The organism is Burkholderia reimsis (assembly GCF_003294055.1).
GTDB classification, from domain to species: domain Bacteria; phylum Pseudomonadota; class Gammaproteobacteria; order Burkholderiales; family Burkholderiaceae; genus Burkholderia; species Burkholderia cepacia.
In genome coordinates, this window is the sequence record NZ_QMFZ01000047.1 from 43,410 (window position 1) to 62,481 (window position 19,072).

The 19,072-nt window shown below is 71.2% G+C and carries 17 protein-coding genes; 11 read left to right on the forward strand and 6 right to left on the reverse strand.

The genetic code is table 11. From position 1 onward, the window contains the following. Positions 1-212 precede the first annotated feature (212 nt). Entirely contained in the window at positions 213-929 is a 717-nt protein-coding gene (locus tag DPV79_RS35765) for a FadR/GntR family transcriptional regulator (RefSeq protein ID WP_027789137.1), read from the reverse strand. A gap of 134 nt (positions 930-1,063) precedes the next feature. Here DPV79_RS35765 and DPV79_RS35770 point away from each other — a divergent pair, with 134 nt between their 5' ends. The 4 genes from DPV79_RS35770 to DPV79_RS35785 are packed head-to-tail and all read left to right on the forward strand — an operon-like array spanning position 1,064 to position 5,804. Next, complete coding sequence (locus DPV79_RS35770) at positions 1,064-1,864, forward strand: (Fe-S)-binding protein (protein ID WP_113047617.1); 801 nt, start codon at positions 1,064-1,066, stop codon at positions 1,862-1,864. After that, complete coding sequence (locus DPV79_RS35775; RefSeq protein WP_113047618.1) at positions 1,861-2,592, forward strand: LutC/YkgG family protein; 732 nt, start codon at positions 1,861-1,863, stop codon at positions 2,590-2,592. Before DPV79_RS35770 ends, DPV79_RS35775 begins: the two co-directional genes overlap by 4 nt. Further along, positions 2,589-4,034, forward strand: coding sequence for a LutB/LldF family L-lactate oxidation iron-sulfur protein (locus DPV79_RS35780; protein ID WP_113047619.1), 1,446 nt, complete (start codon positions 2,589-2,591; stop codon positions 4,032-4,034). Before DPV79_RS35775 ends, DPV79_RS35780 begins: the two co-directional genes overlap by 4 nt. A 57-nt stretch (positions 4,035-4,091) precedes the next feature. Continuing rightward, a complete protein-coding gene (locus tag DPV79_RS35785; protein ID WP_113047627.1) occupies positions 4,092-5,804 on the forward strand; it encodes a lactate permease LctP family transporter in 1,713 nt (570 codons plus the stop codon). Positions 5,805-5,913: 109 nt separating this feature from the next. On the opposite strand, the gene loiP is transcribed toward DPV79_RS35785, so the two are convergent. The 5 genes from loiP to DPV79_RS35810 all read right to left on the reverse strand — a co-directional run bounded on the left by loiP (position 5,914) and on the right by DPV79_RS35810 (position 10,278). Continuing rightward, positions 5,914-6,675: a metalloprotease LoiP gene (gene loiP / locus DPV79_RS35790; RefSeq protein WP_021160648.1), complete on the reverse strand. Its 762-nt coding sequence runs from the start codon at positions 6,673-6,675 to the stop codon at positions 5,914-5,916. Between the two features lie 195 nt (positions 6,676-6,870). Next, positions 6,871-7,653, reverse strand: a complete 783-nt coding sequence (locus DPV79_RS35795; RefSeq protein WP_113047620.1) for a glycosyltransferase family 2 protein — start codon at positions 7,651-7,653, stop codon at positions 6,871-6,873. 125 nt (positions 7,654-7,778) lie between these two features. Next, entirely contained in the window at positions 7,779-9,083 is a 1,305-nt protein-coding gene (locus tag DPV79_RS35800; protein WP_113047621.1) for a chorismate transformation FkbO/Hyg5 family protein, read from the reverse strand. 107 nt (positions 9,084-9,190) lie between these two features. After that, positions 9,191-9,907: a 3-oxoacyl-ACP reductase FabG gene (gene fabG, locus DPV79_RS35805; RefSeq protein ID WP_021160651.1), complete on the reverse strand. Its 717-nt coding sequence runs from the start codon at positions 9,905-9,907 to the stop codon at positions 9,191-9,193. A gap of 110 nt (positions 9,908-10,017) precedes the next feature. Next, complete coding sequence (locus tag DPV79_RS35810; RefSeq protein ID WP_042975727.1) at positions 10,018-10,278, reverse strand: phosphopantetheine-binding protein; 261 nt, start codon at positions 10,276-10,278, stop codon at positions 10,018-10,020. 569 nt (positions 10,279-10,847) lie between these two features. Between DPV79_RS35810 and DPV79_RS35815 the strand changes: the two genes are divergently transcribed. The 7 genes from DPV79_RS35815 to DPV79_RS35845 all read left to right on the forward strand — a co-directional run. Beyond that, the gene (locus DPV79_RS35815; protein ID WP_059620555.1) at positions 10,848-11,501 is read left to right on the forward strand and encodes a COG4648 family protein; all 654 of its coding nucleotides are present in this window, start codon (positions 10,848-10,850) and stop codon (positions 11,499-11,501) included. A 64-nt stretch (positions 11,502-11,565) separates the two neighbouring features. Then, positions 11,566-13,320 (forward strand): acyl-CoA synthetase family protein, encoded by a 1,755-nt coding sequence (locus tag DPV79_RS35820; RefSeq protein WP_113047622.1) that lies wholly within the window; start codon positions 11,566-11,568, stop codon positions 13,318-13,320. Next, positions 13,317-14,300, forward strand: coding sequence for an LpxL/LpxP family acyltransferase (locus DPV79_RS35825; RefSeq protein WP_113047623.1), 984 nt, complete (start codon positions 13,317-13,319; stop codon positions 14,298-14,300). The genes DPV79_RS35820 and DPV79_RS35825 overlap by 4 nt, the downstream gene beginning before the upstream one ends. Then, on the forward strand, positions 14,297-14,950 hold the full coding sequence (locus tag DPV79_RS35830; RefSeq protein WP_060130607.1) for an outer membrane lipoprotein carrier protein LolA: 654 nt from the start codon (positions 14,297-14,299) through the stop codon (positions 14,948-14,950). Before DPV79_RS35825 ends, DPV79_RS35830 begins: the two co-directional genes overlap by 4 nt. After that, entirely contained in the window at positions 14,950-17,418 is a 2,469-nt protein-coding gene (locus tag DPV79_RS35835) for an MMPL family transporter (RefSeq protein ID WP_113047624.1), read from the forward strand. The genes DPV79_RS35830 and DPV79_RS35835 overlap by 1 nt, the downstream gene beginning before the upstream one ends. Continuing rightward, complete coding sequence (locus tag DPV79_RS35840) at positions 17,415-18,308, forward strand: polysaccharide deacetylase family protein (RefSeq protein ID WP_113047625.1); 894 nt, start codon at positions 17,415-17,417, stop codon at positions 18,306-18,308. The genes DPV79_RS35835 and DPV79_RS35840 overlap by 4 nt, the downstream gene beginning before the upstream one ends. A 63-nt stretch (positions 18,309-18,371) precedes the next feature. Continuing rightward, positions 18,372-19,072, forward strand: a 701-nt coding sequence (locus DPV79_RS35845; RefSeq protein ID WP_279636636.1) for a beta-ketoacyl synthase N-terminal-like domain-containing protein, incomplete at its 3' end; no start/stop codon positions are given.

Genomic DNA, 19,072 nt, shown 5'->3' on the forward strand with positions numbered 1-19,072 from the left:
CGACTGGCGGAACACAGGGCCCGCATGCGCCGCGGCGCGCGGCTGGCGCACGGTTCCGGCCGATTCTAGTAGGCGCCCGATGAACCGGTCAATCGCGCGGGCGGCACCGACGGCCTCGAACCGCGGGCGTGCGCGCGCGTGCCGGGCATCGAGGCCCGCCGCACCGAAGGTGCCCGCCGGGCGGGCCTCGCACCGAAGTAGTCCGACCAATCTCAGGCCTCGTCGCCGCTGCGCTCGAAATGGCTGCGCACGTAGTCGATATGGGTCTGCATCGCAGTGCGCGCCTCTTCGGGCCGTTGCGCGCAGATCGCGTCGCACACGACGCGGTGCTGCAGCAGCAGGAGTTCGGACGCGTGCTCGTCGTGCGTCGTCATGCCCGCCACGTTGATCGAGATGTGCTCACGCAGCATCCCGATCACGCTCGTATGCAGGTGCAGGAACATCGTGTTGTGCGACGCGAGCGCGATTGCCTCGTGCAGCTTCGCGTCGGTCGCGGCTTCGACGGCTGCCGCGCCGTTCGCGTGCGCGGTTTCGAGCTCGCGCAGCAGCGCACGGATCCGGCGCCGGTCGTGCGCGTCGGCGCGCAGCGCGGCGAAATACGCGGTCGCGCCTTCGAGCACGCGCCGGAATTCGAGGATGTCGTCGCGCAGCGCGGGGTGATCGGCGACCAGTTGCCCCCACGGCGACGCGATGCCGGCGCGCAACTGGTCCGTCACGTAGACGCCCGCGCCGCGCCGGCTCTGCAGCAGCCCGCGCGCGACGAGCCGCTGGGTCGCCTCGCGCACCGTATTGCGCGCAACCCCGTACTGCTGCGCAAGCACGCGCTCGGCCGGCAGGCGTGCGCCGGCCGGCCACGTGCCGTCGAGCAGTGCCGTCTCGATCTTGCGCATCACCCCTTCGGTCCGGCCCCGTGCCGTCATCGCTGCCATCGTCGCGTCTCCCCGCTCAATGCGTGCCGCGCCGATTGGCCCAACCAATTTGAGCCGCAGCGCCGTCGCGGGAATTATGCAGCGAAATCGTCGTCCCGCATCCGCATGCCGGGCCGTCGCCACTGGAGCGAGACATGAACGAAAGGCAATACCCCGCCGCCGCCCCCGCGCACGTCTATCTGTTCGCGACCTGCCTGGTCGACCTGTTCGTCCCCGAAGCCGGGCTCGACGCGGTCCGCCTGCTGGAACGCGAAGGCCTGACCGTCCACTATCCGCGCGGCCAGAGCTGCTGCGGGCAGCCGGCCTACAGCAGCGGCAATCCCGACGAAGCGCGCCGCGTCGCGGCCGCGCAGCTCGACGTGTTCGCGCAACCGTGGCCCGTGATCGTGCCCTCCGGCTCGTGCGCGGGGATGATCCGCCACCATTGGCCGGCGCTGTTCGCCGACGATCCCGTGTACGGCCCGCAAGCCCGCGCGATCGCGGAGCGGACCTATGAACTCGCCGAATTCCTCGTCCACGTGCTCGACGTGCGGCTCGACGCGGCGACGGCCGGCGCCGGGCCCGACGAACGCGTCGTGCTGCACACGTCGTGCGCGGCGCGCCGCGAGATGGGCACGCGTGGGCACGGCGTCGCGCTCGTCGATGCGCTGCCGGGCGTGACACGGATCGAACACGAACGCGAATCCGAATGCTGCGGCTTCGGCGGCACGTTCTCGCTGAAGCATCCCGACATCTCCGGCGCGATGGTGCGCGACAAGGTCGCGTCGGCCTGCGCGACGGGCTGCGACCGGCTCGTGTCCGCCGACTGCGGCTGCCTGCTGAACATCGGCCACGCGGCGGCCAAAGCCGGCGCGGCGCTGCAGGTCGAACACCTCGCCAGCTTCCTGTGGCGGCGCACCGCGAGCGCCGCGTCGCTGCGCGGAGACCAGCGATGAGCGCGCGCGACGCGATCCTCGCGCGGCTGCGCGCCACCGCGCCGGGCGTCGCCGCAACGTCCGACCGCGCGCTCGACGCACGCATCGACACGCATTACGACACGCGCCGCTCGCAGGCCGGGACCGCACACGATCCGCACACGCTCGCCCACACGATGCAGGCCGCGCTCACCGCGTCGCACGCGGACGTCTGGTGCGCGACCGGCGACGCATGGCCCGCGCAGCTCGCCGCGCGGCTCGCCGAAGCCGGCGTGCGCCGGCTGCTGCTCGATCCGGCCCGCGCCGAATCCGCTGCACTCGCCCGCGCGCTGCCCGACACGGTTGCGCCCGTGCCGTTCGACCGGCCGATCGACGCGTGGAAGGCCGAGCTGTTCGACACGATCGACGCGGGCTTCACCGTCGCGCGTTCGGGCATCGCGGCCACCGGCACCGTCGTGCTCGCCCCCGATGCCGGCACGCCGCGCACGGTGTCGCTGGTGCCGCCGCTGCATGTCGCGCTCGTCCATGCGAGCACGCTGCATCCCGACCTGCACGCGGCCGTCCACGCGGAGCGCTGGCACGCCGGCATGCCGACCAACCTGGTGCTGGTGTCGGGCCCGTCGAAGACGTCCGACATCCAGCAGACGCTCGCCTATGGCGCACACGGCCCGCGCCGCCTGTGGGTCGTGATCGTCACCGATTCCGCCGCCCGGCCGGCTGCAACCGCCCGCGAGGACCTCCCGCAATGAGCGACCACACGCTGCAATTCGTCGCCCCCGGCGACTTCAAGGCCCGCGCGCGCGCCGCGCTCGACGACCCCGCATTGCGCCGGAGCTTTCGCGGCGCGATGGACTTCCTGCAGGGCAAGCGCGCGACGCAGTTCCCAGACGACGCCGAGCTGCAGCAGCTGCGCGACCTCGGCGAAGCGGTGCGGCAACACGCGCTCGCGCAGTTGCCCGCGCTGCTCGAACGGCTGGAGACGAAGCTCACCGAGGCCGGCGTGCACGTGCACTGGGCCGAGACGGCCGCCGACGCGAACGCGATCGTGCTCGGCATCGCACAGGCGAAGAAGGCGCGCCGCGTGATCAAGGGCAAGTCGATGGCGAGCGAGGAAATCGAGCTGAACCATTACCTCGCGGAGCACGGCGTCGACTGCATCGAATCCGACATGGGCGAATTCATCGTGCAGCTCGCGGGCGAGAAGCCGTCGCATATCGTGATGCCGGCGATCCACAAGACGCGCGGCGACATCGCCCAACTGTTCGAGGAGCACATCCCCGGCACGCGCTACACGGAAGACGTCGACGAACTGATCCAGACCGGCCGGCGCGCCCTGCGGCGCGCTTTCGCCGATGCGGACATCGGCCTGTCCGGCGTGAACTTCGCGGCGGCCGACACGGGCACGCTGTGGCTCGTCGAGAACGAAGGCAACGGCCGCCTGTCGACGACGGTGCCCGACACGCACGTCGCGATCATGGGAATCGAGAAGGTCGTCGAGAAACTCGAGCACATCGTGCCGCTGTCGAGCCTGCTCACGCGCTCGGCCACCGGCCAGGCGATCACGACCTACTTCAACCTGATCTCGGGCCCGCGCCGCGACGGCGAACGCGACGGCCCGCGCGAGCTGCATCTCGTGCTGCTCGACAACGGCCGCACGCAGGCCTATGCGGACGAACAGCTGCGCGCGACGCTGCAGTGCATCCGCTGCGGCGCGTGCATGAACCACTGCCCCGTCTACACGCGCATCGGCGGCCACGCGTACGGCACGACCTATCCGGGCCCGATCGGCAAGATCATCTCGCCGCACCTGCTCGGCCTCGACGCGACGGCCGACCTGCCGACCGCGTCGACGCTGTGCGGCGCATGCGGCGAGGTGTGCCCGGTGCGGATCCCGATCCCGCAACTGCTCGTGCGGCTGCGTACCGAGGCGAACCGCAAGCCCGACGAACCCGTCGCGCATCCGCTGCGCGGCCAGGGCGCGAACTACACCCGCGCGGAAGACCTCGTGTGGCGCTTCTGGTCGGGCGCGTTCGCGCATCCGCGCGCGTACCGCGCGTTCCGCTGGACCGCGACGCGCCTGCGTGCGCTGACACCCGCGAAACAGATGGGCTGGACGCAGCACCGCACGCCGCTCGAACCGGCACCGCGCAGCCTGTCCGACCTGCTGCGCGCACGCGGCCAGCCCGAGTAGCCCCCGCTTTACCCACCCATACCCATAGATAGACAGACACAGATGGAGGAGACACCCATGCAGGTTTGGCACCAGATCTATACGCCGCTCGGCAGCCTCGGGCTGTCGGCGTTCGTCGCCGCAATCCCGATCATTTTCTTTTTCGTCGCGCTGGCCGCGCTGCGGCTCAAGGGCCACGTCGCCGCGGCGATCACGCTGCTGCTGTCGCTCGGCGTCGCGATCCTCGCATACGGGATGCCCGTGCCGCAGGCGCTCGCGGCGGCCGGTTTCGGCTTCGCATACGGCCTGTGGCCGATCGCGTGGATCATCGTCGCGGCCGTGTTCCTGTACAAGATCGTCGTGAAGACCGGCCAGTTCGACATCATCCGCGCGTCCGTGCTGTCGATCACCGACGACCAGCGCCTGCAGATGCTGCTGATCGGCTTCTCGTTCGGCGCGTTCCTCGAAGGCGCGGCCGGCTTCGGCGCACCCGTCGCGATCACGGCCGCGCTGCTCGTCGGGCTCGGCTTCAAGCCGCTGCACGCGGCTGGACTGTGTCTGATTGCAAACACCGCGCCGGTCGCGTTCGGTGCGATGGGGATCCCGATCATCGTCGCCGGACAGGTGACGGGCATCGACCCGTTCCATATCGGCGCGATGGCCGGCCGCCAGTTGCCGCTGCTGTCGCTCGCGGTGCCGTTCTGGCTCGTGTTCATGATGGACGGGCTGCGCGGCGTGCGGCAGACCTGGCCCGCCGCGCTCGTCGCGGGCGGCAGCTTCGCGGTGACGCAATACTTCACGTCGAACCACATCGGGCCCGAGCTGCCGGACATCACGTCGTCGCTCGTCAGCCTCGTCGCGCTCGCCGCGTTCCTGAAGGTCTGGCAGCCGCGCACCGCGAAGCAGGCGGCCGGCAGCGTCGTTGCGTCGGGCGGCGGCGCCGCGCTCGCGGGCTTCGGCGGCGCGGGCTCGCGCAACGGCTCCGGCGCGGGCACCAGCCGGCAGGCATCGCCGTACACGCTCGCGCAGACCGTGCGCGCATGGTCGCCGTTCCTGATCCTGACGGCCGTCGTCACCGTGTGGAGCATCGCGCCGTTCAAGGCGCTGTTCGCCGCCCACGGCGCGCTCGCGTCGACCGTGCTGAAATTCCACGTGGCGGGGCTCGACCAGCTCGTCGTGAAGACCGCACCGATCGCCGCGACGCCGAAGGCGCTCGACGCCGTGCTGAAGATCGATCTCGTGTCGGCAGTGGGCAGCGCGATCCTCGTGACCGCGCTGATCTCGATGGTGCTGCTGCGGATGAAGCCGCGCGATGCGCTCGTCACATTCGGCGAGACGCTGAAGGAACTGACCCGCCCGATCCTGTCGATCGGCCTCGTGCTCGCATTCGCGTTCGTCGCGAACTATTCGGGGATGTCGTCGACGCTCGCGCTGATGCTGGCCGCGACCGGCGCCGCGTTCCCGTTCTTCTCGCCGTTCCTCGGCTGGCTCGGGGTGTTCCTGACGGGCTCGGACACGTCGTCGAATGCGCTGTTCTGCTCGCTGCAGCAGGCCACGGCCCATCAGCTCGGCGTACCCGAGACGCTCGCGGTGGCCGCGAACACGACGGGCGGCGTGACCGCGAAGATGATCTCGCCGCAGTCGATCGCGGTGGCCTGCGCGGCAACGGGCCTCGTCGGCAAGGAGTCGGAGCTGTTCCGCTTCACGGTAAGGCACAGCCTGCTGTTCGCGGTGATCGTCGGCCTGATCACGCTCGTGCAGGCGTATGTGTTGCCGGGGATGGTGCCATAAGCAAGCGGCCAGCCGTTTCCGGTCCCCCGAAAAACAAAAACCCCACGCCGCGAAGCGTGGGGTTTCGTTCATCCAGGGCGCCGGACGGAGCCGGCGCATCGGGCGGCGATCAGCTGCCCTTCGCGATGCGATCCTGGATGTGCTGCGCCCGGCTCGACGACGACGGGTGCGAGCTCATCATCGAGCTCTTGCCGCCATCGAGCTGCGCGAGTTTCTGGAACGCGGTCACGAGGCCCTTCTGGTTCATGTTCTTCTGCTTCATCAGGTCGAACGAGTAGTCGTCGGCCGCGCTTTCCTGCGTCTGCGAGAACTGCGCGTTGATGAACTTCTCGGTGATGTCGCCGAGCTGCGAGCTCGTCAGCGCCGCCACGCCCGGCGATGCCGCGCCGGCCGCGGTGCGCGCCGCGCTGACCGCGTAGGCCGTCTGCATCGCCTTCTTCGAGTGACCCAGCGCGACGTGGCCCATTTCATGGCCGATCACGCCGCGCAGCTCGTCGTCGTTCATCATGTCCATCAGGCCGCTGTACACGCGCACGCAGCCGTTGCCCATCGCCCACGCGTTGACGTCCTTGGTCATGTAGACCTTGTAGTTGATCTTCTGGCCGTTCAGCGTCATGTCGCCGAAGCCCTTCATCACTTTCGTCAGACGCTTCGAGTACGCGCTGTTCGCCGGCGCGACCTTCGATTCCGCATCGCTCGACTTGCACGAATCGTTCGACAGCGCGGCGATGTCGGCATCCGACAACGTCGCTGCCTTGTACAGGCTCGTCCCCGCCGACGTCAGGCTGTTCGCGTCAAGGCTCTGTACCCCGCCGCACGCGCTCAACAGAAACGCCACGCCACACGCTGCCACCGCTTTCTTGAGTTGCATCCCGGATCCCTCGATAGTTTTATTTGGGAGCGGCGATTTTGCATAATCCGGCAGAAAATTACCAGATGTTTACATCGGATGACACGTTCATTACTCGGCAAACTGGAACGAAGCGGTGCACCGGCGCGGGATTGATGACAAAAAGCGGGGCAATCGCCGCGACCGGGCGACGATCGGCATGAAAATCGGGTGTGCTCAGGCGGTCTGATCGTGGCGTCGCGCCAACCGCCGCGCGACCAGCATCGGCAGCCGCGCCACGAAGCCGGTGAAAAGGCGCAGGTGCATCCACGCGAGCAGCGCGTTGTCGCGGCCGTAGTGGAAGTGCGAGACGCCGCCCTCGTGACGGCCGAAATAGCGCACCGGCGCGTCGATGCGGATCGGACGCACGCCGGCCCAGCACAGCCGCACGGCCGCCTCGGGATCGAAGTCGAAGCCGCGCATCCACGGCTGGCGGCGCATGATCGCGGCCAGCGGCGCGACCGGGTACACGCGAAACCCGTACAGCGAATCGCCGATTCCGGCCCACAGCGTCTCGAGGTCGGCCCACGCGTTCGACAGCCGGCGGCCCTGCACGCGCAACTGCGGCGCGCTCGCGTCGAACTTCGGCACGCCCAGCACCATCGCGTCGCGGGCGGCCTGCGACGCGGCCATGAACGCGGGAATCAGGTCGGCCGGATGCTGGCCGTCGGAATCCATCGTCAATACATGCGTGAAGCCGCTCGCGGCTGCCGCGTCGAGCCCGGCAAGCACCGCGGCGCCCTTGCCGCGGTTCTCGGGCAGCACGATCACGCGCAACCCCGGGTCGCGTTCGGCCATGGCCTGCAGCCGTTCGGCGCTGCCGTCGGTGCTGCCGTCGACGACGACCCACACCGGATTCCACTGCGCTCGCGCATTGCGCACGGTCGCGTCGACCTTGGTGCCCGGGTTGTAGCTCGGAATCAGGACGAGATGGGTGGACGAGGCGTGCTGCTTGGACATGGAAACGGCCGATTGCGAAGACGGGGATCCTGACAAAAGTTTATGACTTGCCGGCGAACGCCGGCAGGCTTCGTCGGCGCCGCCCGAATGCGGAGCCGGTTGCCGGATCGTGAGGCTCTCACGCTTCATGACAGCCACGCCTCCTCATGACCCGCGCTGGCCTCGATCTCGACCAGCAGGTCGTCGCGGCACACGTCCGCATGGACGACGAGCGGCCGCACGCCGGGGCCGGCCGCGTCGTGCAGCACCTGCCCGATCGCGGCCAGCGCCGCGGCATCGCCGGCGTCGCGCACGTAGACGCGATAGCTCAGGTCGGCGAGCGTGAACGGGCCGTGCCCCTGGCGCGCGGCCTGCTCGAGCACGGCCGCGAGGTTCGCGACCGTCTCGCGCGTTTGCGCGACGACGTCGCCGAAATGCACGGTGCGATGCCCGACGATGCTCGCGGTGCCCGACACGAACAGCACCGGCGCGGCATCGCCCGCCGGCCATGCGGCTGCGCGCGCGAACGTCGGTGCCCGCGGGCCGTACTGCGCCGGATAGTGATACGCGCTGACCTGGCGCGGGTTCTCAATCGGATCGGCCGGCGTGCGGCTCGCGAGGAAATGGATCGCGAGCGGCGCGGCCGGCGATGCATCGCCCGCGACCGGCACGACCGAACCGAGCGCGCACGCGGCCGGCACGCCGCCCGTCAGCGCGCGCCGGCACGCGTCGAACGCATGCTGGCGGCCGATATTGAACTGACGATAGCGCTCGATCCCGAACTGCACCGCATTGATCGCCGGCACCGTATTCCAGATGCGCAGCGGATGCGGCATGCCGAGCGAATCGAGTACGTCGAACAGCGTGCGGTACGCATCGTGCGTCGCGCGTTCGAGCGGCGTGCCGCCGTCGCGATGCGCGTCGGGCGTGTCGCGCTCGTGCACGACGATGCTGCCGAACACGAGACCCGCCGCCTCGCTGTAGCGATAGTGCAGCGCGCCGTGTCGTTCGCTGCGCAGGTCGCGCGCATGGCATTGCCAGATTTCGCAGACGGCGTCGTCCGGCGCGATGCCCGCGCCGAGCAGCGCCATCGGCACCGGCGCGACCGGCAGGTCGGGCACGACTTCGGCCAGCATCCGCGCCGCCGCGGCCGCGTGCGATCCGGTTCGGGATGCGCGCTGCAGGTCGCCCGCGCCGATGCACACCGCGCCCAGTGCGCCGGGCAACACGTGGTCGAATCCGTCGTCACGGCTGCGTGCGTCGTGCAGCAACGCGGCGAGCCGGGCATCGCTCATCCGGACGAGCCGCAGCACGCGGCCCTCGTCGTGCGCGAGCGGCACGCCCGGTCGCGATGCGGCCGGCCCGGCCGCCGCCTGCCCGCGCGCGAGCGGCGCAGCGGAGGACGACAGGGAACACGGGCGCCGTTCGGCGTCGACTGGATGCACGGACACTTCGATTTCCTCACTATGCGGCGCTGGCCGCGCAACCTCTCGGCATGCGCTGCGCTGCGTTGCGTTATGCCGCGTTGCGTTACGTCGCGCCGACGCCGCGCCCTTCGTCATGCGAGCCCGCCGTTGACGGACAGCACCTGTCCCGTCACATAGGCCGCGGCGTCGGACACCAGGTACGCGACCATCGCCGCGACTTCGTCGGGCCGGCCCGCGCGCTGCGCGGGCACGAGCTGCTTGATGCGTTCGGCGGGAAACGCCTGTTCGGCCATCGGCGATTCGATGATGCCGGGCGCGACCGCGTTCACGGTGATGCCGCGCGACGCGAGCTCCAGCGACAGCGACTTCGTCGCGCCGATCAGCCCCGCCTTCGCGGCCGCGTAGTTGACCTGCCCGCGATTGCCGGTCACGCCGGCCACCGACGCGATGTTGACGATCCGTCCGCGCCGCGTGCGGATCATCGGCAGCAACAGCGGCTGCGTGACGTTGAAGAAGCCGTTGAGCGTCACGTCGATCACGCTGTGCCACTGCCGGCGCGACATGCCGGCCATCGGTGCATCGTCGTGAATGCCCGCGTTGTTGACGAGGATCTGCACCGGCGCATCGTCGGCCAGCGGCGCCAGCGCGGCGAGCGTCGCATCGGCGTCGGTCACGTCGAACGCGATTGCGCGCGCGGTGCCGCCGGCCGCGACGATCTGCTGCGCGACCGCCTCCGCCTGCGCGAGATGGCGGTTCGCATGCACCCACACTTCATGGCCGGCCTGCGCGAGCGCCGTGCAGATCGCCTGCCCGAGTGCGCCGCTGCCGCCCGTCACGAGCGCCCGCATCGAATTGCTCCGTTCATCGCGTTCCACCTCGATCGACGCGGTCGCGTATCGTCTGCCGATCGCGGCCGCGTGCCGTCATCATCTGCGCGCCGCGCCCGTGCGCGACGCCGTCACTTCGTGCGGTGCGCGGCGACGTACGCAGCCAGTGCACCGAGCGTCGCGAAGATCTTCTGGTTGTCCGGATTGTCCGAACGCAGCTCGAAGCCGTATTTCTTCGAGATCAGCAGCGCGATTTCCAGGATGTCGATGGAGTCGAGCCCGAAACCCTCGCCGTACAGCGGGGTGTCGGCCGTCACTGTTTCGAGCGGGACGTCTTCGAGATTCAGTTCGCCGATGATCAGCGTGGCGAGCTCTTGTTCCAGTGCGTTCATCATGCGTGCGGGCAGGCGGCCCGTGGCAGCGGAAGGCGCCCGGAAACGGCAATCGCCAAGCACGCCCGGCGCGTGCGAATCTCCGTCCCTCCGGCGTCTGCCGGCTTCCCCGCCTGCGTTTTTGGGGATCGTTTGTAAAAGTTACGCGGATTCTAGACGAACGGGTATCGGGCCGTATACCGCCAATGGTTACAGACTGGCGAGCCGGCGCCGCGCCCCGTTGCGGGCCCCGGATGCAGCAGATGCTTGAGCCGCTTTGGATGGAAATGGACCGACCCCGCGAAACCGTTCGTCCGGCGCCATACAATCGGTTACAAAACCCGTTCGCGCCCGCTCCGAACACGCGGTGCCGCGGCCCTAAAATGAGCGTGCCCGACCACCGGCCCGGACCCGTCCCGGCCGCCTTTCATATGATGTTTGACGGCCCGACCCTCGCGTCCGGCCACGATCCGCCCGATGTCGCCAGCCATGCCGCGCCCGTCCTTCCGCTCCGTTCCGGTTCGCCCGTCCGTCCGCCGCCGCCCGGCCGCCGGTGACGGGTATTCGCGCCGCGCGCACGGAGGCCGTCGATGAGCCGGCTGATGCCTGTCGCACGCGGCATCGCCGCGGTCGGCGCCGTCGCGGCATACCAGGCCGGTGCGCACTACGCGGCCGCGACGCCCGGCGCGCACGGCCTCGGCCTCGCGATGGCGCTCGTGCCGCCGCTGCTGCTCGCGCTCGGCGCGGCGCTGCGCTCGCCGCATCGCATCGGGTTCGTGTCCGCATGGCTGCTTGCCGCCGCCGCGCTGTGGGCCACGCGCGTGCCGCTCGCGCGGCACTTCGAATGGGGCCTGTACCTGGAACACGCGAGTTTCAACCTCGCGATGGCGCTGCTGTTCGGCCGCACGCTCGCGGCCGGCAAGGTGCCGCTGTGCACGCATTTCGCGACGATGATCCATGGCGCGATCACGCCGGCCGTCGCGCACTACACGCGGCAGATCACACTCGCGTGGACGCTGTTCTTCGTCGCGATCGCCGCCGTGTCGACGCTGCTGTTCGCGACCGCGCCGATCGTCACGTGGTCGACGTTCGCGAACTACCTGTCGCTGCCGCTCGTCGCCGTGATGTTCGCGGCCGAGCACGCGTGCCGACGCTTCGCCCTGCCGCACGAACCGCGACCGCGCATGGTCGACGCGGTGCGCGCGTATCGCGCGACGACACACGCGTCGCAGGCATCACGATGAATTCACGGCCGGCGCGGCGCCGCAACGCGGCCGCGCCGGCCTTCGCTCCTGTTTCGACCGATTTATGCCGACTCACCCGCTGGTTTTCCATTCGTCGCCCGACCAGACGATCGCCTGGCGCGACGGCGCGCCCGTCACCGTGCGCACGTTCGTCGCCGACGTCGCGCGCGTGGCCGCCGCGCTGCCCGCCGGCGCGCACGTGTTCAACGTGTGCCGCGACCGCTACCGCTTCGCGGTCAGCCTGTGCGCCGCGCTCGTCGCCGGTAAGGTCAGCCTGCTGCCGTCGACGCATACGCCGGAAATGGTCCGCCAGCTCGCGTCGTTCGCGCCCGACGCGTTCTGCCTGCACGATGCGCCCGACTGCACGATCGACCTGCCGCGCTTCGCGTACCCCGATGCCGCCCCCGGCGCGCTCGCGGACGACACGCCGTTCGCCGTGCCGCAGATCGATGCGGCGCGGATCATGGCCTACGTGTTCACGTCCGGCTCGACCGGCGCGCCGGTGCCGCACCGCAAGACCTGGGGCTTCCTGGTCGGCTGCGTGCGCGCGGCGGCCGACCGCCTCGGGCTGCTCGACGGCCGCGCGGCCACGCTGATCGGCACGGTGCCCGCGCAGCACATGTACGGCTTCGAGTCGACGGTGCTGCTCGCGCTGATCGGCGGCCTCGCGTTCAGCAACCGCCAGCCGTTCTACCCGGTCGACATTCGCGACGAACTCGACGCGATCCCTCAGCCGCGCGTGCTCGTCACGTCGCCGATCCACCTGCGTGCGCTGCTGGCGGCCGGCCATGCGCTGCCGCGCGCGGCGCTCGTGCTGTCGGCCACCGCGCCGCTGTCGGAAAAGCTCGCGTGCGAAGCCGAGGCCGCGCTCGACGCGCCGCTCGTCGAGATCTACGGCAGCACCGAGACCGGCCAGATCGCCACCCGCCGTACGTCGCAGGGCGCGGCATGGGAACTGTTCCCGGACATCTGTCTCGACGCGCGCGCCGAACCGGACGACGACGACAGCGGCCCGACCGTGTGGGTGTCGGGCGGACATGTGGAGGCCCCCGTGCCGATGGGCGATGCACTCGAACTGCTCGGCGACGGCCGGTTCCTGCTGCACGGCCGCAAGGCCGACCTCGTCAACATCGCCGGCAAGCGCACGTCGCTCGCGTACCTGAACCATCAGCTCAACGCGATTCCGCAGGTGCTCGACGGCGTATTCTTCATGCCCGACGAAGCCGCGGCGGCACACGACGACACCCGCCCCGAGCCGGTCACGCGCCTCGTCGCGCTCGTCGTCGCGCCGACGCTCACCGCAGCCGGCCTGCAGCGCGCGCTACGCGAACGGATCGATCCTGCGTTCATGCCGCGCCCGCTCGTGTTCGTCGACGCGCTGCCGCGCAACGAAACCGGCAAGCTGCCGCGCGACGTGCTCGCCGCACTCGTTGCGCAACATGCGCGCCCCGCGGCCGTGCCCGTGCCCGTGCCCGTGCCCGTGCCCGATCCGGCCGGCACGCCCGCACTCGGGTTCACGATCCCCGCCGATCACCCGGCACTCCCCGGCCACTTCCCCGGCCATCCGGTCGTGCCGGGCGTCGTGCTGCTCGATCACGCGATCCATGCGCTCGGCACCGCGCTGAACCGCCCGCTGCACGCGTGGCGGCTCGGGTCCGCGAAATTCCTGAGCCCGGTCGCGCCCGGCGAGCCGCTCGATCTCGCGTACGACGCCGCGGCCAGCGGTGCGATCCGCTTCACGCTGCGCGCCGGGGCGCGCGACGTCGCGAGCGGCGTGCTGTCCGCGCCGCCGGCCGGGCAGGACGGTGCGCAGCCATGAAGCGCACCACGTGGGCCGAACGCCAGGAGCGCAGCAATGCGGGCTTGCTGCGCGCGATGACGTGGATCTCGCTGCGCTTCGGCCGGCCGCGCGCGCGCGTCGTGCTGCACCTGATCGCGACGTACTTCGTGCTGTTTTCGCCGGTCGCGTGCGCGGCATCGCGCGACTACCTGCGCCGCGTGCTCGGCCGCCCCGCGCGCTGGCGCGACGTGTACCGGCACGTGTTCACGTTCGCGGCGACGATCCACGACCGCATCTACCTGATGAACGGGCGCTTCGACCTGTTCGACATCCGGCTGCACGGCGAGACGCTGGTAGACGAAGCGCTCGCGAGCGGACGCGGCGCGTTCCTGATGGGCGCGCATCTCGGCAGCTTCGAGGTCGTGCGCGCGATCGGCCGCACGCACCCGGACCTGCGCGTCGTCGTGACGATGTACGAGAAGAACGCGCGCAAGATCAACGCGACGCTCGCCGCGGTGAATCCCGCCGCGCAGCCGGAAGTGATTCCGCTCGGGCAAGTCGACTCGATGCTGAAGGTGCGCGAGCGCCTCGACGCGAACTGCATGGTCGGCATGCTCGCCGACCGCACGCTGCTCGACGACGCGGCCGCATCGCTGCGGCGGCTGCCGCTGCTCGGCGCGCCGGCCGCGTTCCCGCTCGGGCCGCTCTACATGGCCGCGATGCTGCGGCGCCCGGTGATCTTCATGACGGGCCTCTATCGCGACGGCAACCGCTACGACGTGCACTTCGAGACGCTCGCCGATTTCTCCGACGTGCGGCGCGACGCGCGCGCGGCGGCCGTCGACGCGGCACTCGCGCGCTACGTCGCGCTGCTCGACAGGTACTGTCGCTCGGCACCGTACAACTGGTTCAACTATTTCGACTTCTGGCACGGCGGCGATGCCGCGACCGCGGCCGTGCGCGGCGACGCCGCGTGCGCCGGTGCCGGCCTGTCCGTCACAAGGGATTCCGACGCATGACCGCCGTTCGCCGCCTGCCCACGCTCACGCCCGCCCTGCGTCGCGCCGTCCGCACGCTGGCCGCCGCCATCGCCGCAAGCACCGCCGCGATCGCGCTGGCCGCCGCGCCCGCGCGGGCGGCCGACGCGGCGCCCGCGTGGACCCTCGACCGGCTGATGTCGACGCTCGCGCAGCACAAGTCGGGGCGTGCGACATTCACCGAGACGAAGTACCTGTCGATCGCGACGCAGCCGGTCGAATCGTCCGGCGAACTCGTGTTCGTCGCGCCCGACCATCTCGAGAAGCACACGCTGAGCCCGAAGCCCGAACACCTCGTCGTCGACGGCGACATGCTCACCGTCGAGCGCAACAACCGCAAGTACACGCTCGCGCTCGCGCGCTATCCGGAACTCGGCGCGTTCATCGACAGCATCCGCGCGACGCTCGCCGGCAACCGCTTCGCGCTCGAGCAGGTCTACCAGGTCGCACTCGCCGGGCGCGGCGACGACTGGACGCTGACGCTTACGCCGCTCGACTCGCGGATGCTGAAGGTCGTCAGCACGATCACGCTCGACGGCACGCGCGACCTGTTGCGCAGCGTCGCGATCCGGCAGGCCGACGGCGACCGTTCGGTGATGCGCCTGCAACCCGTTCCGGCGAACCCGAACTGATGGACGAACGCACCCGGCCCCCGTCTTCGCCGGTCGCCCGCCGCGTGCACGCGCTGCGGCAGCGCGCGGTGCTCGTGTGGCTGCTCGCGCTCGTCGCGTGCGGCGTCGCGATCGGGCGCGCGCACTTCACGGCCGACCTGTCCGCGTTCCTGCCGAGTTCGCCGAGCGCCGGGCAGCGCGTGCTCGTCGACCAGTTGCGCGACGGCATCGTGTCGCGGCTGATCCTCGTCGCGATCGACGGCGGCGATGCGGCCACGCGCGCCGCGCTGTCGCGGCGCGTGGCCGGCACGCTGCGCGCCGACCCGCAGTTCGCGGCGGTTCACAACGGCGAAGCGGCAAACGACGCGCGCGACCGGCAGTTCATCTTCGATCACCGCTACCTGCTGAGCCCGGCCGTCACGCCGCAGCGCTTCAGCGCCGACGGCCTGCACCAGGCGCTCGGCGACAGCCTCGACCTGCTGAGCTCGTCGGCCGGCCTCGTGGCCAAGGCGATGCTGCCGCGCGACCCGACCGGCGAAGTCGCCGCGCTCGTCGACCAGCTCGACGGCGCGGCGCAACCGGCGAGCCGCGACGGCGTGTGGGCGTCGCGCGACGGCACCCGCGCGGTACTCGTCGTGCAGACGGCCGCCGCCGGTTCCGATACCGATGCCCAGGCCCGTGCGATCGACGCGGTGCGCCGCGCGTTCGCCGCCGCAAAGCAGGCCGTGCCGAACGCCGCTGCCACGCTCGCGATGACGGGCCCCGGCGTGTTCTCGGTCGACACGCGCGACACGATCCGGCACGACGTCGAACGGCTGTCGACGGCGAGCGTCGTGCTGATCGTCGCGTTGCTGCTGACGCTGTACCGTTCGCCGCGCACGCTCGCGCTCGGCTTGCTGCCGGTGCTGACGGGCGTCGCGGCGGGAATCGCGGCGGTCAGCGTTGCGTTCGGCACGGTCCACGGGCTGACGCTCGGTTTCGGTACGACGCTGATCGGCGAAGCCGTCGACTATTCGATCTACCTGTTCGTGCAATCGGCGCAGGCCGGCACACGCGGCGCGGCGCGCCCGGCGGACGCGACACGCGCGTGGGTCGCCGCGTACTGGCCGACGATCCGGCTCGGCGTGCTGACGTCCGTGTGCGGTTTCGCGTCGATGCTGTTCTCTGGGTTCCCCGGCCTCGTGCAGCTCGGGCTGTATTCGATCGTCGGGCTGACGGCCGCCGCGCTCGTCACGCGCTTCGTGCTGCCGCACCTGCGCGGCGAGCATGTCGCGATCCGCGACGTGTCGCGCATCGGCGCCGTGCTCGCGCGCGCGGCCGACGCCGCGCCGCGGTTGCGCTGGCCGCTCGCCGTGCTGGTGATCGCCGCGGGCGCGACGCTCGTGCTGCATCGCGACGGCCTGTGGAGCCGCGAACTCGCCGCGCTGAGCCCCGTGCCCGCGCAAGCTCAGGCGCTCGACGCACGGCTGCGCGCCGATGTCGGCGCGCCCGACGTGCGCTACCTCGTCGTGATTGCCGCGCCGACCGAACAGGCCGCGCTCGAACGCGCGGAACGGGTCGCCGCGCAGTTGCAGCCGCTCGTCGACCGGGGCGCGCTCGCGGGTTTCGAAACCCCCGCGCGCTTCCTGCCGAGCGACGCCGCGCAACGCGCGCGCCTCGCGAGCCTGCCGGATGCCGATGTGCTCGCCGCGCGGATGCGCGACGCCGTCGCGAACCAGCCGATCGCGGTCAGGCCCGGCCTGTTCGCACCGTTCATCGCCGACGTCGAAGCCGCGCGCCATGCGCGGCTGCTGACGCGCGCGGACCTGCGCGGCACGTCGATGGCGCTCGCCGTCGATGCGCTGCTGACCGAACGCGACGGCCGCTGGAGCGCGATGCTGCCGCTGCGCGCGCCGGATGCCGCCCGCACCGCGCAACCGGCGTCGAGTCTCGATGCGACACCGATCCGCGCGGCCGTCGCGCGCGCGGGCGTGCCCGATGCGCTGTTCGTCGACATGAAGGCCGAAGCCGATCGCCTGTACGTGAGCTACGTGCACGAGGACATCCGGCTGTCGCTCGCAGGTTTCGCCGCGATCGCCGTGCTGCTGCTGATCGCCCTGCGCTCGCCGCGCCGCGTCGTGCGCGCCCTCGCCCCGCTCGTCGCGGCCGTGCTGGTCGTGACGGCCGGCTTCGCGCTCGCCGGCGTGCCGCTGACGATCCTGCACCTCGTCGGGATGCTGCTGATCGTCGCGGTCGGCTCGAACTACGCGCTGTTCTTCTGCAAGCGCGACGACGCGCAGCCCGTCACGCCCCACACGCTCGTGTCGCTGCTGATCGCGAACCTCGCGACGGTCGCCGGCTTCGGGCTGCTGGCACTGTCGCGCGTGCCGCTGCTCGAGACCTTCGGGCTGACCGTCGGCCCGGGTGCGATGCTCGCGCTCGCGTTCGCGGCGATCCTCGCGCCGCGCGCGGCCGCAGCCGGCCATCGCCATCAAGGAAGCCGCGCATGAATGCACCGTCGTCCGTTCCGCACCGACAGCCCGGCGATGCGCGCCGCTGGCGGCCCACGCCGCTGATCGCGGGCACCGCCGCGCTGCACGCGGGCGCGGCAGCCGCCGTCGTCGCGCAGCCGGCCGTGTGGCCGTGGGCGGTCGGCGGCGTGGTCGCGTCGCATCTCGCGCTGACCGCCGCCGGCCTGTGGCCGCGCAGCGCACTGCTCGGGCCGAACTGGACGCGCCTGCCGCCCGGCGCCGGCCGCCGCATCGCATTGACGATCGACGACGGCCCGGACCCCGACGTCACGCCGCGCGTGCTCGACCTGCTCGACCGTTACGACGCGCGCGCGACGTTCTTCTGCATCGGCGATCTCGCGCGCCGTCATCCGCGCTGGATCGAGGCGATCGTCGCGCGCGGCCACGCGATCGAAAACCACAGCCAGCGGCACCGGCATACGTTCTCGCTGTCGGGGCCCGCCGCGCTGCGGCGCGAGATCGCGGCCGCGCAACGGACGCTGACCGAGATCGCCGGTACGCGCCCGCTGTTCTTCCGCGCACCGGCCGGCCTGCGCAATCCGTTCCTCGAACCGGTGCTGTGCGAGCTCGGCCTGCAGTTGGCGAGCTGGACGCGGCGCGGTTTCGACACGCGCACACACGATGCCGCGACCGTCACGCGCCGTCTGCTGCACGGTCTCGCGGCGCGCGACATCCTGCTCGTGCACGACGGCCACGCGGCGCGCGACGCGCGCGGCGAACCGGTCGTGCTCGACGTGCTGCAAGCGGTGCTGCGCGCGGCCGCCGACGCGCAGCTGCACTGGGTCACGCTGCGCGCGGCGCTCGCGCCCAAACCGCCGGCCGGGCCACGCGAGCCGGCCTGTTCGGCCCCCCCGTTTGATAAAATCTGACCTCGAGCGGCGCGCCTGCCAGCCCTGCTGCGGCGCCCGTTCCGGCCACCGGATGCGACCCTCGTGAAACCTCTCCTGCTCTCGCACTTCACCGCCACCAGCTGCATCGGCCGCGGCCTCGACGCGACCCTCGATGCACTGCGCCACGCGCGCGGCGGGCTCACGCCCTGCGACTTCGAGCGTGCGGATCTCGACACGTGGATCGGCGCGGTGGACGGCGTCGACGCGCAGCCCGTGCGCGCCGACCTCGCCGACTTCGAGTGCCGCAACAACCGCCTCGCGCAGCTCGGCCTCATGCAGGACGGCTTCGACGCACGCGTCGCGGCGGCCGTCGCGCGCCATGGCGCGGCGCGCGTCGGCGTGTTCGTCGGCACGAGCACGGCCGGCATCCTCGAGACCGAGCGCGCATACCAGCGCCGCGACCCGGCGAGCGGCGCACTGCCCGCCGACTTCCGCTACGCCCACACGCACAACCCGTATTCGCCGGCCGCGTTCGTGCGCGCGTTTTTCGCGCTGCGCGGGCCGGCGATGGCGATCTCGTCCGCATGCTCGTCCGGCGCGAAAGTGTTCGGCTCCGCGCGCCGCATGATCGAGGCGGGATTGATCGATGCGGCCGTCGTCGGCGGCGTCGATTCGCTGTGCCTGACGACGCTGTACGGCTTCAATTCGCTCGAACTGCTGTCGCGCCGGCCGTGCCGTCCGTTCGACGTCGCGCGCGACGGCATCTCGATCGGCGAGGCCGCCGCGTTCGCGCTCGTCGAACG